This is a genomic window from Methanolinea mesophila (assembly GCF_017873855.1).
GTDB classification, from domain to species: domain Archaea; phylum Halobacteriota; class Methanomicrobia; order Methanomicrobiales; family Methanospirillaceae; genus Methanolinea_B; species Methanolinea_B mesophila.
In genome coordinates this window covers 465,923-478,872 of sequence record NZ_JAGGKR010000001.1, presented here as the reverse complement: position 1 = coordinate 478,872, position 12,950 = coordinate 465,923, and the positions used below count along the sequence as shown (strand labels likewise).

12 protein-coding genes are annotated in these 12,950 nt (G+C 56.0%); 8 read left to right on the top strand and 4 right to left on the bottom strand.

What is annotated here, in order from left to right; genetic code table 11:
- Nucleotides 1–62 precede the first annotated feature (62 nt).
- A complete protein-coding gene (locus tag J2741_RS02300; RefSeq protein ID WP_245249351.1) occupies nt 63–2,024 on the top strand; it encodes a beta-propeller domain-containing protein in 1,962 nt (653 codons plus the stop codon).
- A 220-nt stretch (nt 2,025–2,244) separates the two neighbouring features.
- Here J2741_RS02300 and J2741_RS02295 read toward each other — a convergent pair whose 3' ends face one another.
- The 3 genes from J2741_RS02295 to J2741_RS02285 all read right to left on the bottom strand — a co-directional run bounded on the left by J2741_RS02295 (nt 2,245) and on the right by J2741_RS02285 (nt 5,427).
- Complete coding sequence (locus tag J2741_RS02295) at nt 2,245–2,400, bottom strand: hypothetical protein (protein ID WP_209673435.1); 156 nt, start codon at nt 2,398–2,400, stop codon at nt 2,245–2,247.
- A 12-nt stretch (nt 2,401–2,412) separates the two neighbouring features.
- Nucleotides 2,413–3,969 carry a cytochrome ubiquinol oxidase subunit I gene (locus tag J2741_RS02290; protein WP_209673434.1) on the bottom strand — a complete coding sequence of 519 codons (1,557 nt, stop codon included), beginning with the start codon at nt 3,967–3,969 and terminating at the stop codon, nt 2,413–2,415.
- Nucleotides 3,970–4,083: 114 nt separating this feature from the next.
- A complete protein-coding gene (locus J2741_RS02285) occupies nt 4,084–5,427 on the bottom strand; it encodes an APC family permease (protein WP_209673433.1) in 1,344 nt (447 codons plus the stop codon).
- A 165-nt stretch (nt 5,428–5,592) separates the two neighbouring features.
- Here J2741_RS02285 and J2741_RS02280 point away from each other — a divergent pair, with 165 nt between their 5' ends.
- Genes J2741_RS02280 through J2741_RS02250 form a run of 7 tightly spaced genes read left to right on the top strand, consistent with a single transcriptional unit; the run spans nt 5,593 to nt 11,578 of the window.
- Entirely contained in the window at nt 5,593–6,798 is a 1,206-nt protein-coding gene (locus J2741_RS02280; RefSeq protein ID WP_209673432.1) for a universal stress protein, read from the top strand.
- On the top strand, nt 6,795–7,760 hold the full coding sequence (locus J2741_RS02275) for an ATP-binding cassette domain-containing protein (protein WP_209673431.1): 966 nt from the start codon (nt 6,795–6,797) through the stop codon (nt 7,758–7,760). The genes J2741_RS02280 and J2741_RS02275 overlap by 4 nt, the downstream gene beginning before the upstream one ends.
- A gap of 14 nt (nt 7,761–7,774) precedes the next feature.
- On the top strand, nt 7,775–8,356 hold the full coding sequence (locus J2741_RS02270; protein ID WP_209673430.1) for a hypothetical protein: 582 nt from the start codon (nt 7,775–7,777) through the stop codon (nt 8,354–8,356).
- A complete protein-coding gene (locus J2741_RS02265; RefSeq protein WP_209673429.1) occupies nt 8,340–9,440 on the top strand; it encodes a radical SAM/SPASM domain-containing protein in 1,101 nt (366 codons plus the stop codon). The genes J2741_RS02270 and J2741_RS02265 overlap by 17 nt, the downstream gene beginning before the upstream one ends.
- Nucleotides 9,437–9,925: an Lrp/AsnC family transcriptional regulator gene (locus J2741_RS02260; protein ID WP_209673428.1), complete on the top strand. Its 489-nt coding sequence runs from the start codon at nt 9,437–9,439 to the stop codon at nt 9,923–9,925. The genes J2741_RS02265 and J2741_RS02260 overlap by 4 nt, the downstream gene beginning before the upstream one ends.
- Nucleotides 9,918–10,403: a siroheme decarboxylase subunit beta gene (gene ahbB, locus J2741_RS02255; protein WP_209673427.1), complete on the top strand. Its 486-nt coding sequence runs from the start codon at nt 9,918–9,920 to the stop codon at nt 10,401–10,403. Before J2741_RS02260 ends, ahbB begins: the two co-directional genes overlap by 8 nt.
- A complete protein-coding gene (locus J2741_RS02250) occupies nt 10,400–11,578 on the top strand; it encodes a radical SAM/SPASM domain-containing protein (RefSeq protein WP_209673426.1) in 1,179 nt (392 codons plus the stop codon). The genes ahbB and J2741_RS02250 overlap by 4 nt, the downstream gene beginning before the upstream one ends.
- Nucleotides 11,579–11,948: 370 nt before the next feature.
- On the opposite strand, the gene J2741_RS02245 is transcribed toward J2741_RS02250, so the two are convergent.
- Nucleotides 11,949–12,887 (bottom strand): radical SAM protein, encoded by a 939-nt coding sequence (locus J2741_RS02245; RefSeq protein ID WP_209673425.1) that lies wholly within the window; start codon nt 12,885–12,887, stop codon nt 11,949–11,951.
- Nucleotides 12,888–12,950 lie beyond the last annotated feature (63 nt).

The following is a 12,950-nucleotide window of genomic DNA, read 5'->3' as shown; positions in this document are numbered from 1 at the left end:
TACAAAAATTCTCGCAGTTAAGACAAAATAATTAACTTCTCCGGTCCCAGCCTCTCATAGAGATGGGAGTGGAAATGTCCGACCGTTATATTATCTCGATAATTCTCGTAGGTGTGGCCGTCATTGCTGCCGTAATCGGTGCCGCACTTGTCACCGGAGGCGATATCGAAGGTACGAATACCAGTGAAATCATCAGAATTACAGACCCAAAGGACCTGAAGCTATATCTCCAGTCAGACCGTGACCGGGGAACCGGAGGGAGTCCGATGTACGTCCAGTCTTCGACGCTGGACGGCAGTATCGGGATGGCAGGAACCGGTATGGAGAAGATGGCTGTTCCGGCAGCCTACCCGGTGGTGTCTTCCGATTATTCCACAACGAACATCCAGGTTGCAGGCGTGGACGAAGCGGATTTCGTGAAGAACGACGGGAGATATATTTATATTCTCTCCTGCGGGGAACTGGCCATCATCGACGCATATCCGGCTGAGAGCGCAAAGACCCTCTCTACAACCCGTATCGAGGGAAATCCGGGGGAGATGTTCCTGGAGGGTAACAGGCTTACTATCTTTGCCTCCGGCTGGGAACAGACCTATATCAAACCTGCCGCAAGCGTTGCACCCGTTCCCTACGGAAGGGAGATCACCCATGCGTATGTCTACGATATATCCGACCGCTCGCACCCCCGTCTGGCCCGGGATATTGCAATAAGTGGGAACTACTACGATTCGCGCATGGTCGGGGATTACGTGTACGCGATTACCAGCGAGTCGGTCCCCTGGGTGCTGGACGAACCCCTGTACCCCGAGGTGAAGGTGGGAGACGAACCGGTCATGGTTCCGGATCTCTACCGGTTCCGGACCATTCCTGGGAATTTCGTGTACAATACCATCTCTTCCTTCAAGGTGAACGACGATTCACCGGTCAGGGCAGAGACCTATCTCTCAGGTTATTCCTCCACGCTTTACTGCTCGCCGGATAACCTGTACGTCGCCTATGTAAACCAGAACTACGCACCGCGGCAGGTTATGGCAGAACCCCTGGGAAGTACAAGTCCCATGTACGAACCCCCGAGGGAAGAGACCATCATCCACCGTTTCTCAATCATGGATGGAATCGTCAAGTACCAATCTACCGGGGATGTACCGGGCCACCTCCTTAACCAGTTCTCCCTCGACGAATACGGCGGGAACCTGCGGGTCGCCACCACGGTGAACGAATGGAGCTCCTCCAGGTCCCTGCAGTACAACAGCGTCTACATCCTGGACGGTGCCATGCACACGGTAGGAAGCCTTGAATATATCGCACTAGATGAAAAGATCTACTCCACCCGGTTCCTCGGCGATCGGCTCTATATGGTGACATTCAAGAGAATCGACCCGTTCTTCGTTATCGATCTCTCCGACCCGGCACATCCGGGCATCCTTGGAAAACTGAAGATCCCCGGATATTCCGACTACCTGCATCCCTATGACGAAAATCATATCATCGGTCTCGGAAAAGAGACGGAATCGAACGATTGGGGCGGGGTGTCTGTCGGCGGACTGAAACTGGCTCTTTTCGACGTCTCCGACGTGAATAATCCGGTGATGGTGGATAAGGTGGAGATCGGCGATTCAGGGACCGATTCCGCGGCCCTTCAGGACCATAAGGCCTTCCTCTTCGACAAAGGAAAAGACCTGCTGGTAATCCCGGTTTCGGAGATACAAAAGACCTACGTATCCGACCTGAAGGGGAGCCCGTATGGTCACGGGCTCTGGCAGGGGGCATATGTCTTTGGGGTGGACCCGGACATCGGCTTCATCAAAAAAGGTACAATCACGCACCAGATGAACGCAGATGCATATTCCTACTGGTATTCCCCTGATACGGTGAAGAGGTCGTTGTATATCGGGAACGTGCTTTATACGGTCTCTTCAGGTTCGATCATCATGACCGACCTCAATGACCTCTCGAACCGCCTGAACGAGGTAGACCTTCCGGACACCTGCAGTCCGGGGGTATACCCCATGAGAGTAGAATAATTCAGGAATGTTGCAGGGGATGGAGGGGGGTTTTTGGGCGGAATGTACCCCCTCCCTGAAAATTTTCCAGCTCTCCCCGGGATTATTTCCAAAAAATTAAGCGCTCCTTCCAGATGGGCTCAAACCCCTCTATATTAGCTTAAAGCCCGCCTTAAAGAAACCCTCCCTGAGTAGACCATTCCCTGTTCAATGACTTCCGGGATCAAAAAAAATTCCGGGATTAGAGAGGGAACGGGAGGACCCGCCATCCCAGGTACCAGTACACCGCGAACACGATGATCAGGTACACGACCAGAAGGGCCCAGGTGATCTTCTCCCAACGGGGCATCTCCTTGACGATCTCCTTGATCTCTTCTTCTCCTTTCTTCACTTCCATAACCATTTCCTCCTAGATCTTCTCCGCTTCTTCAGGATGTTCGGCGGTGACCCTCGAGGTGAACCAGAATATGGCGATGGTCATCACGGTGATGATGAACCAGACCCCGAATATCTGCGCCACGGGGATTGGGGTAGGGTATGCCTGCCCTCCCGGGACCGGGACAATCCCATATATCGTCCATGGAGACCGTGCCGATTCGCGGACAAAGCCCATGACAATCACGATCCACATGCCCAGGACGCCGGCAATCAGTGCATAGCTGCGTGAAACCGACGAGAGGTTGCCCCATTCCATTTTGGTAGGTTCCCGAAGCATCACCAGGTCAATAACCAGGACGATTGCCCCGATTACGATGAGGACGAAGAGCGCTACGAGCTTGTAGCTCATGTATCCCAGAGGATTCACCCCGAAATCCATGGTATAGGGCTGGACGAGGATAAACCCGGCCACGGACGCGATCACGATGAAGAGCTTGAACAACCGGTGAAGGCGCTCGTTGCCGACTTCGGTGAGTATCCGTTCCTTTCGGTCGTAGAGGTAGAGGATCGACGCGATAAAGAGGAACGAGAGCAGTCCCACCATCAGGACCATCTCCCACGCACGATTTGCAAGCATGATGCTTGCGAAGGCACCGGGCTGCGCGTGAAAGATCGTGCTCATGTAGATCAACCCGAGCAATGGCTGGAAGATCAATCCCAGCAATCCGAAACTGAGCCCGTATGACCCCACAAGATCCCAATAGGTCTTTGATGGTTTGTCCTTCCGGTCAAGGTAATGGAACATCGCGAGCATCGCGAGCAGGAACCCGAAGTATGACACCGCCGCCGCAAGCCGATGGAACTGTAATATCCAGGTCGTGGCATTGAACCACCAGCCGGAGAGAACACTTAAGGGCATGGTAAAAAGACCCGCGGAGGTGTTCCAGTCGATGGCGGTCCCGCCGGGGGTGAGCATCCCGGACGCAAGCGTGTTGATCAGAAGGGTCTGGGCGAATACGTCTACCGCATATGCGTAACCAAGGAACTGGTGCCATTTGTTGCTTATCTTATCCCACGCGAACCAGTAGGTATAAAGGAAAAAAATTTCCAGCCCGAAGGTGATGGCCTCCGCGAGCAGTGGCCACCAGTAGATGTGGAATGCCTCCGAGGCGAACGTGGGAAAGAGCGAGATGAAGAATAAGACCCCTCCGACGGCGAAGGTCGCTCCCGCAGAGAAGAGGATTACGTTGAACAGCGTAATCGAACGCGCCAGTCGTTTATATCTGGTTTTTTTGGTTTTAAGGTAGATCGATTCGGTCCCGGCAGCCACCCAGGCCCCTCCCAGGTGAAGGTTGGCAAACAGGACGTGGGCAAGCATCACGAACGCGATGAAGATTGACCGTCCGGAACTTGAAATATCCACCTCCTGGATAGGCAATGTCTCGTTGTATTGCGAAGGTACCTGCCCCAGCGCATCGGCATTCAACTGAGTGGACGATATCAGTCCCCCCTGCTGGGGAACGATAAAGAACACGAGTATTATAAGGAATATGGCCAATGCGATGAGATAGCCGTATATCTGTTTCATGACCCTTCAACGCCTCCCATGAATCCACGTTTACGAGGTATAGATAAATTAAATGACGATATAATTACCGCCCGGAATGTTTTCCGAACCGGGGGTGTCACCCGTTGGCAATTATCAGGGAGATTTTTGTGGCAGTTCCGACCCGTCCCGCCTTCCCAGCCGGTCCCGTATCTCTCTCACGATCCTCTCTCCCCGGGGTGTATCCTCCATCAGATATATCGCAGAACCTGCGAAAAGAACGATGAACCCCACCAGTATGGTGAGTGGGGCGAGCGTCACCATAAACAGGACACAGGAGATCGCACCTGCAGCAGGGATGACTACTCCCAGGGGTATCCTGAAGTATGTCCTTTCAGGTGGTACAAGATTTTCCCTGCGAACCAGCAGGAACGCACTGATATTCACCAGGGCCATGGTCACCAGGGTGGTTACGTTTGTCAGGTCCACCACGAAATTGAGGTTTCCATACAGGATCAGGGCAGTTGCCAGGATCGCGCCGATAATAATGGAATTCGCCGGCTGCCCCCCGGCGGAAAGACGTGCAAACCTTCCGGGGACCTGCCGTTCGCTTGCCATTTCCATGATGATTCTGGATGCCCCTATAACGTTTGCGTTCGCGGACGAAAGCGTGGAGAACACCGCACCAAGCGCGACCACTGCTGCACCGGCCCCCCCAAAGAGCACGACCGACGCATCGAACACGCTCTGGCTGCCGTAAGAGGGTAGATGTGCAGAAAGAAGGGCCACGATTACCCCTATGTAAATGATCGCGACGATGCCGATCGAGATTAGCGTGGCCAGAGGGACGTTCCGGGAGGATTCCTTCACCTCTCCCCCCATGAGGGCAACGACCTGGAACCCGATATAGGCAAAAAAAACCATGGTCATCCCCTGAATCATCCCTCCTATTCCCGAATCGAAGAAGGGCACGAAATCCGTGCGAGTGATGTGAAAGAGTCCCACTGCGATGAGCCCGGACAGGATGGCGATCTTCGAGGCCACAAGACCTATCTCGAATTTTCCGGCTTCCGACAAGCCGCGGAGGTTCAGGCCCGCGAGGACCACGATGCCGCCGAGAGCGAAGAGCCTGGGGTCGACTGACGTCCCCAGGAGCAGGTTGAAATAAATGCCAAAGCCCAGCAGGACAAAGGCGGATGCGATGGTGAGACTGATGTACATCGCCCACCCGGCGATGAATCCGGGGAATGCTCCGAGCATCCTCCGTGCGAACAAATATCCCCCGCCGTCTTCGGGGAATATCGATGCCAGGGCTGCATAGGAAATGCCTGAAAAGGCTACGATTATTCCGCAAAAAAGGTATGAGAGGATCGCCGAGGGCCCCGCGACCCCTACGACGAGGCCACTTAGCACGAACACCCCCGCACCGACCATGTTTCCCACAGCAAATGCTATTGCAGCGGCGATACTCAGCCCCTTACTTCGCCTCGCGCCCGGCATGGTATCCCTCACTCTTCCCGGGAAGTGTATTAAAATTAGTCCTGTTCCTGAATCGCAGCCTTGCCGGGGAATGTAGGAGCAGAGCTTTTATTACAGAACACTCATTATTACCAGAATGAACTAACGCCAGGGAATTCCGGCGAATCCATCTTTATCCGGTGTTATATGTACAGTGATATCGCGATCGCAGTGGACAAATCCCCGTGCTCTCATGCTTCCGAAACGATCGGGGTGGAGATTGCAAAACAGTTCCATGCGGCTGTTTCGGGATATCATGTCTATTCGGGAAGATTTCATCGCGCGAGATTCGGGGCACTGGAGCCCTACCTCCCCCCCCGCTACCAGGATGAGGACCAGCTGGACTACCAGAGAAGGATCCATTCGGTCCTGATCGAACGGGGGCTGGAGATAATCTCTCTTGAATACATGAAGGGACTCTCGGAGAAGTGTGCCGGTGAGAAGATACCGTTGAGAGAGGTCCTGAAAGACGGAAAAAACGCGGATATCCTGATCGAAGCGACCAGAAGTCATGACCTCTTCATCATGGGTGCACAAGGGCTTGGCACGGTAGAGGGGACGCGCACGCTCGGCGGAACCGCTTCATCCGTGCTCCGCCACGCGGGGTGCGACCTCCTGATAATCAGGAACGACAGGATACCCCGGAAGGTTCTTGTCGGGATTGACGGGAGCGAGGAGTCCTTCGGAGCCGTGAAGACAGGCTCAGGACTCGCATCGATGATGAACGGGGAGGTCACGCTCATATCGGTCTTCAACCCCCAGTTGCACCGCACGGTATTCTCCCTCCTCTCCCGGGTCCTTTCCGAGGAGGCGGGCAAGGTGTTCAGGTTCAACGAGCAGGAAACGCTCCACAACACCATAATCGATCGGAGCCTCGCCGAACTTTACCGGAAATATCTGGACCGGGGGTGTGAGGTCGCTCGCGACTCGGGATGTTCGCGGGTGAATCCGGTGCGGAAAGAAGGCGTGCCCTGGAACGAGATCTGCCGTGAAGCGGAGCAGGGCGGGTATGACCTTGTGGTAGTGAGCCGTTCCGGTATGCACAAGGGCAGCTATTCCGATATCGGATCAACAGCTGAAAGGGTGGTGAGGAATACCGGTGCGAACGTCCTGGTAGTCGGTGGATGGGCACAAATCCCGGGGAAGATCCCCTCAGGTGAGCCTGCTTCCGTTCCCTGCCCCGCAGGCGGGTCACTCGAGTGGACCGAGGAGGCCAGTGCCCGTATCGAGAATGTACCTCCCTTCGCCCGGAGTATGGCGGTGCTTGCGATAGAACGGTACGCACGCGAGCTTGGGGTTTTTATCATCACTCCCGAGATAATGGACGGCGCGAGGGAGAAATTCGGGATATGATCCCTGCGGTGGCCGTGGAAAGCCTGGCTTACACGTATCCCGGCGGGAAGGGAGTCAGGGATCTCACCTTCACCGTTGACCCCGGGGAGATCTGCTGTATCTATGGAAAGAATGGTACGGGAAAATCGACATTATTCAACGTCCTTTCAACGACCTGCCGCCCCTCGGGCGGACGTTTCCTGATCCTCGGAGCCGACGGGGACCGCGAACGGGAGACCGTCAGGGCCAGGATTTTTCCGGTTTTCGATGAAAATTCCCATTTCGAGAACGTGAACGGATGGGACAATCTCGAATTTTTCAAAAAAATATACGCCCTGACGAAACTGGACGATTCCGACCGGATTTTCAAGATCCTTGACCTGGACCCCTCGGGTCCTGCCGGGAGCTATTCCCTGGGGATGAAGCGCAAGCTCATGCTCGCCGAATCCCTTGTAAGCGGAAAGCCGGTCCTCCTGTATGACGAACCGTCACTGGGACTTGATTCCGATACAAGAACCCGTTTCTTCTCGCTTGCCGGGGAACGGGCCCGGGAGGGGGCCGCGGTTCTCTACGGGACGAACAGGATAAGTGAAATCCGCCACGGAGACCGGATTTTTCACCTGACCGGGGAAGGACTGAAGGAGGTCGGCTCCGTCACCGAGCTTGAGCAGGATCTCATCCCGGTCACGATCTCGACCGGGGATCAGGTTTTCACCGAGCACCTGGAACGGATCGAGGATCTTCCCCCGCTTATTGCCAAGATGCTCCCGTTCGGCGTACCACGCACCATCGAGGTATTCGGTGATCCCGGGGCAACAGACGAGTTCTGGACCCGCGATGCAGAGGAAAAGGTCTCCCGGGCTCCGGCATTCGTCCGGCCGATGGTAAGGAAACTTGTGGAAAAATATGCCCGGGATAAAGGCTATTCGCGGATCACCGTATCGGTAGTAGATGAAGCCAGAACGAGGTTCGAAAAGCGATGATGTGGACCCCGCTGATGAAAGAGTACACTGGCCATCCCCTGCGATTGGCGGGGAGGATGATCGTCCCGGCAGCCGCGGTCCTGGTGGCAGGGTTATGGGGATATTCCGGGCTGGTTCTCACAGTGCTGCTCATCTTCGTAGTGGTCGCCGGAACGGCGATCAATCTTGTGAAACTGAGACTAAGCGGGATGTTCCGCCGTCTTGTGGTAAGCGAGCGACCGAAGAATGAGATTTTTTCGGCATATACTGCAAATTACGTGCTGCTCTATACTGCCCAGTTTCTGCCTGCGATGCTTGCCGGTGCATTCTTCGAAGGCGCGCTGATCATTCCCTTCGCCGAACTCTCCCTTATTCTCGCGGCGATTAGTGGCACATTAGTCGGGCTTGTCGCCAGGACCCTGGGGAGCGTCCATCTCTTCGCAATACTCGTTACGCTCCCTCTGGTCCTCCTTGGGATAACCCAGAACCCGGTAGGAGCGCTTTTCCCGATGGGGTATGTGATAGGAGCCGCCGAATTAACCGTGACAGGGATTATCCCGTTTGTAGTTGTAGGGATAGCATACCTGGGAGTGGTGATGTATGCATCCCGGTTATGATGGTCCCGTGGAATTAGGACAACCCCCTGAAGCGCCCCGCATAATTTCATGGAATCTTACCACGAGGTGCATGCTGAAATGCCCGCATTGTTATATCTCTGCAGGAGACCCCGTTCAGGGAGAACTCTCCACGACCGAAGCGGAAGAGGTGATTGAACGGATAATATCTCTCTCGCGTCCTGTGGTAATCCTGAGCGGGGGGGAACCTACGATGAGAGAAGATATCTTCGAGATCATAAGGTTCGGAACCGGACGAGGTCTTCGAATGGTAATGGGCAGCTGCGGGTACCTCGTCGACGAAGATATGGCAGCCAAGCTTCGTCGGGCCGGGTTGAAAAAGATAGCAATCAGCCTGGATTCCTGCTCGCCCGAAGTTCACGACGGGTTCCGCGGGGTTGAGGGCGCCTTCGGGAAAGCGGTCGAGGCAGTCAGGGGTTCGGTCAGAGCGGGGCTTGGAGTCCAGATCCATACTACCGTCACCTGGGAGAACTTCCGGGAGATCCATGATATCATATCTATGGGGAGGAACCTCGGAGTCACTGATTTCCAGGTCTTCTTCCTGGTGCCGACCGGAAGGGGGGGGACCATGACGGACGTTACTCCCGCAATGTATGAAACGATGATCCGCGAGGTGCTCGCGATCAATGCGCCAGGTGTGCACATCCGACCCACGTGTGCCCCGCAGTTCATCCGGATCGCGCGGAAGATGGGACTTCCGCTTGAAGAATGGGGGAGAGGATGCATCGCCGGGAAGAGTTATTGCCGGATCACGCCGACCGGAGACGTCACTCCATGCCCGTATCTTCCGATCAGCTGCGGCAATATCCTTTCGACGCCTTTCAGGGAGATATGGTACCGGTCAGAGATACTCCGGGATCTCAGGGATTTCACGAGGCTCCGGGGGAAATGTGGAAGGTGCGAGTACAGGCGTCTTTGCGGGGGATGCAGGGCACGGGCCTACGGCTTGTGGAATAATAGCGGCCGGATCACCCCACATGGATCATCCCTTTCCGGGGATCACTATCTCGACGAGGAGCCCTGGTGCCCGTATATTCCGGGTGACGAAAAGGGGCCGATATCATGAAACAATTCCCTGATCCGGTCGACCTGAAGGTTCTCGACCTGCTCCAGGAGGAATTCCCCCTTATCCCGTCACCATGGGATGCGCTCGGCGGGAGACTCGGACTGCCCGGCAGCGAAGTGCTCTCCAGGGTCCGGGATCTCCAGTCCCGCGGAATAATCCGGAGCATCTCCCCCATTCTCGAGACCGGGAAGATTGGACTCCGGTATTCGACCCTCGTGGCAATGCAGGTGCCTGCATGCGATATTCCCCGGGTGGTGACGATAATCAACGAATATCCCCAGGTCTCCCATAATTACCAGCGGGAGCACGACTACAACGTATGGTTCACGCTCAGCACCCGGGACGAGGACGAATGCGTCAGGCTGGTGGGGGAGATCATCGCGAAGACCGGGCTACCCGACGAAAAGGTGCTCAACCTGGTCACTCTCGACCGGTACAAGGTAGATGTGCGGTTCAGGTTCGACGGAGACGAGCAACATGGATAACACGGACAGGATGCTATTGATGGAGATCGAGGGGGGGATCCCGCTCTCGGATCATCCCTACAGGGAGATCGGAAGGAGAACGGGTATCCCGGAATCGGAGGTCATCCGGAGACTGCAGATCCTTCGCACACAGGGAGTGATCCGGAGGTTCCGGGCGAGGATCGACCAGCGAAAGGCCGGGATCACTGCAAATGCGCTGGTTGCATGGGATGTTCACCAGGCAGACGTGTCGTCGCTCGGTGCAAGGGTGGCGGAGTTTCCCGGAGTTACTCACTGCTACCGCCGGAGACCCGTCCCGGGTCGCTGGGATTATGAGCTCTATACCGTCCATCATTCGCGGCGAAGAGAGGATCTCTGCAACGAGGTCGCGGAAATCGCGGCCGACACGGGAATAGATACCTACCTGGTGCTGTTCAGCGGGGCTGAGTACAAGAGATCGCCTACCGGGAGTCTCCGGAACAGAAAGGAGCAGGAATGAACCGGATAACGCAGATGATCCACGGGAGCGGTACAGTGAGCGAGGTGATCAAACACCGTTCGGCACCCTTCGGGGAGATCCCCTCCCGGTATCTCGCATTTTCGAAGGTGGATGCCCCGGTGGTGTTCTGGAACCTCACCACCCGGTGCAATCTCTCCTGCCTCCACTGTTACAACTCCTCTGGTCCGAGGGCGGGCACCGCGCTCGAACTTGGGACAAATGAGGCGATGCACGTGATCGACGACCTCGCCGGTATGGGGGTCCCCCTCATCCTCCTCTCGGGGGGCGAACCTCTCCTGCGGGACGATTTCTGGGAGCTTGCCGGACATGCCAGAGCGAAGGGGATCAAACTGGCCCTGAGCACCAACGGCACCCTGATCACTCCCCGGGTGGCGGCCCGGCTGAAAGAGACCGGTATCGAGTATGCGGGCGTATCCATCGACGGGCCCGGGCCGGAGGTCCACGACCGGCAGAGGAATGTCCCGGGAAGTTTCGACCGGGCCGTGCAGGGGATCCGGAACTGCCTGGACGCGGACCTGAAGTGCGGGATACGGTTCACCGCGACAAGGGAGAACGTTTCCGGGCTCGAGGAAGTACTCCGCATGGCCAGGGACCTTGGTGTCCCGCGGTTCTGCCTCTATTGGCTCGTCCCCAGCGGAAGGGGAAGGGAACTTGCGAACGGCTCGCAACTCACCCCCGGCGAGGCGAAGTCGGCGCTCGAGCTGCTGTACCTATGGGCCAGGATGCTCGAGCCGGGCGAGATGGAGATTCTCACCGTCGACGCTCCCCAGGATCTGGTCCATATCCTGCAAAGAATGGATGAGGACAATGAAGGTGAGAGTGGACATGCCCGGACTCTCGCCAGGTGCATGGGGGCCGGGTGCAGTGCGGGCCGGCGGGTGGCCAACATCGATCACCTGGGGAATGTCTATCCCTGCCAGTTTGCCCAGGAGGAGGGTTTTCTGATCGGGAACGTCCGCGAACGACCGTTCAGCACCTTGTGGCGGGACGAGGAGAATCCCGTTCTCGGTATATTCAGGAACAATGCGAATATCCTTACCGGAAAATGCAGGGGCTGTCCCTCGGTCGACACCTGTGGAGGAGGGTGCAGGGTAAGGGCATATCACGAGACGGGGCAGATAGGCGGGGACGACCCTCTCTGTTGGTATTTGTGAGGTAATTGGCGAAATTTCTTGTATATTTCTCATAAAATAAAATTGTGCTGATAGTTGTGCGACTTCTCTGAAGATGCTTACTGGGGGCTATCGCCCCCAAACCTCATAGGATGATTCCGCCGCCCCCGGAGGGCGCCCCGGCGGCGGATCTTATACGTTTCCCGGAGAGATTGGATCCTTCGATCTCCTATCACATAACGATGATTAAGTGATCAGTTGTCGACTCAATTGAGACCAGGTGCAGGCATCATACCGACCTAGCGAAGCGGAATAGGAAATATCTTGTTCATTAGCCATTTTTTTTCGAAAATTCATTTATTGAGCATATGGTTCCCATGAATTCAACCTGGCAGGATCCAGTCCATAAGAATTACTCGTCCGCCCCGGGAAATCCCCGGTGAAGCCCCTCTTTTTTTGCAATTTCGAGTGCAATCCGGTACTCGTCGTCAGTAATACGTCTTCCGAGAAGCGATTCATGCGGGGTTCCTGAATAACCGGTCTCCTTGGCCTTCCAGGAAGGGTAATACTGGTCCATAATATTCACGTATGCATCCGTTGAAATCTCCCGGGCGATGAACCGCATCACCTCCCCGCTCCCCGCGAGGTCTCCCGGAAGGACCAGGTGGCGGATAATCATTCCCCGTGTCGCGATGCCGTTCTCTGTCTTCAGGTTCCCGACCTGGCGGTACATCTCCTTTAGTGCCGCGTGCATTATCTCCGTGTAACCGGGGGCATCAGAGAGATCGCGGGCAATTTCGTCGCTCCCGTATTTCGCGTCCGGCATGTAGATGTCTACGACGCCGTGCAGCAGTTCGAGCGTCCCAATGCGGTCGAAGGTTCCTGTATTATACACCAGGGGGATGGAGAGACCTCCTTCGACGGCAATCGGGAGCGATTCGAGGATCTGGGGGACGACGTGAGAGGGCGAGACCAGGTTGATGTTGATGCATCCCCGGTCCTGTAGTTCCAGCATGATCCTGGCGAGTTCAGGAGCGGAGACCTCGCTTCCATAGCGGAGCTGGCTTATCTGGTAATTCTGACAGAACCTGCACCGCATATGGCATCCCGAGAAGAAGATTGTCCCCGATCCGAAACGCCCGACGAGCGGTCGCTCCTCTCCGAAATGAGGGCCGTAACTGGCAATACGTGCATGTTGGCCGATCCCGCAATAGCCGTGCTCGCCGGCGGCCCTGTCAACGGCGCAGTCCCTTGGGCAGACGGTGCATGAATCGAGCTGCGAGAGGGCCCGCTCTACCTTTCCGGCCAGTTCCCCGCTTTTCCATGTTTCAAGGTATGCAGGAACGCTCATACGTCACCCTTCCTCCTCATAACCGGTCTTCCTCGTGAACCTTGGCTTTTAGGATCCTGATCC

What these genes read in the sequence shown, in the direction of transcription:
- J2741_RS02300 (WP_245249351.1), top strand. Translation starts at nt 63, where the DNA reads ATGGGAGTGGAAATGTCCGACCGTTATATTATCTCGATAATTCTCGTA.
- J2741_RS02295 (WP_209673435.1), bottom strand. Translation starts at nt 2,400, where the DNA reads ATGGAAGTGAAGAAAGGAGAAGAAGAGATCAAGGAGATCGTCAAGGAG.
- J2741_RS02290 (WP_209673434.1), bottom strand. Translation starts at nt 3,969, where the DNA reads ATGAAACAGATATACGGCTATCTCATCGCATTGGCCATATTCCTTATA.
- J2741_RS02285 (WP_209673433.1), bottom strand. Translation starts at nt 5,427, where the DNA reads ATGCCGGGCGCGAGGCGAAGTAAGGGGCTGAGTATCGCCGCTGCAATA.
- J2741_RS02280 (WP_209673432.1), top strand. Translation starts at nt 5,593, where the DNA reads ATGTACAGTGATATCGCGATCGCAGTGGACAAATCCCCGTGCTCTCAT.
- J2741_RS02275 (WP_209673431.1), top strand. Translation starts at nt 6,795, where the DNA reads ATGATCCCTGCGGTGGCCGTGGAAAGCCTGGCTTACACGTATCCCGGC.
- J2741_RS02270 (WP_209673430.1), top strand. Translation starts at nt 7,775, where the DNA reads ATGAAAGAGTACACTGGCCATCCCCTGCGATTGGCGGGGAGGATGATC.
- J2741_RS02265 (WP_209673429.1), top strand. Translation starts at nt 8,340, where the DNA reads ATGCATCCCGGTTATGATGGTCCCGTGGAATTAGGACAACCCCCTGAA.
- J2741_RS02260 (WP_209673428.1), top strand. Translation starts at nt 9,437, where the DNA reads ATGAAACAATTCCCTGATCCGGTCGACCTGAAGGTTCTCGACCTGCTC.
- ahbB (WP_209673427.1), top strand. Translation starts at nt 9,918, where the DNA reads ATGGATAACACGGACAGGATGCTATTGATGGAGATCGAGGGGGGGATC.
- J2741_RS02250 (WP_209673426.1), top strand. Translation starts at nt 10,400, where the DNA reads ATGAACCGGATAACGCAGATGATCCACGGGAGCGGTACAGTGAGCGAG.
- J2741_RS02245 (WP_209673425.1), bottom strand. Translation starts at nt 12,887, where the DNA reads ATGAGCGTTCCTGCATACCTTGAAACATGGAAAAGCGGGGAACTGGCC.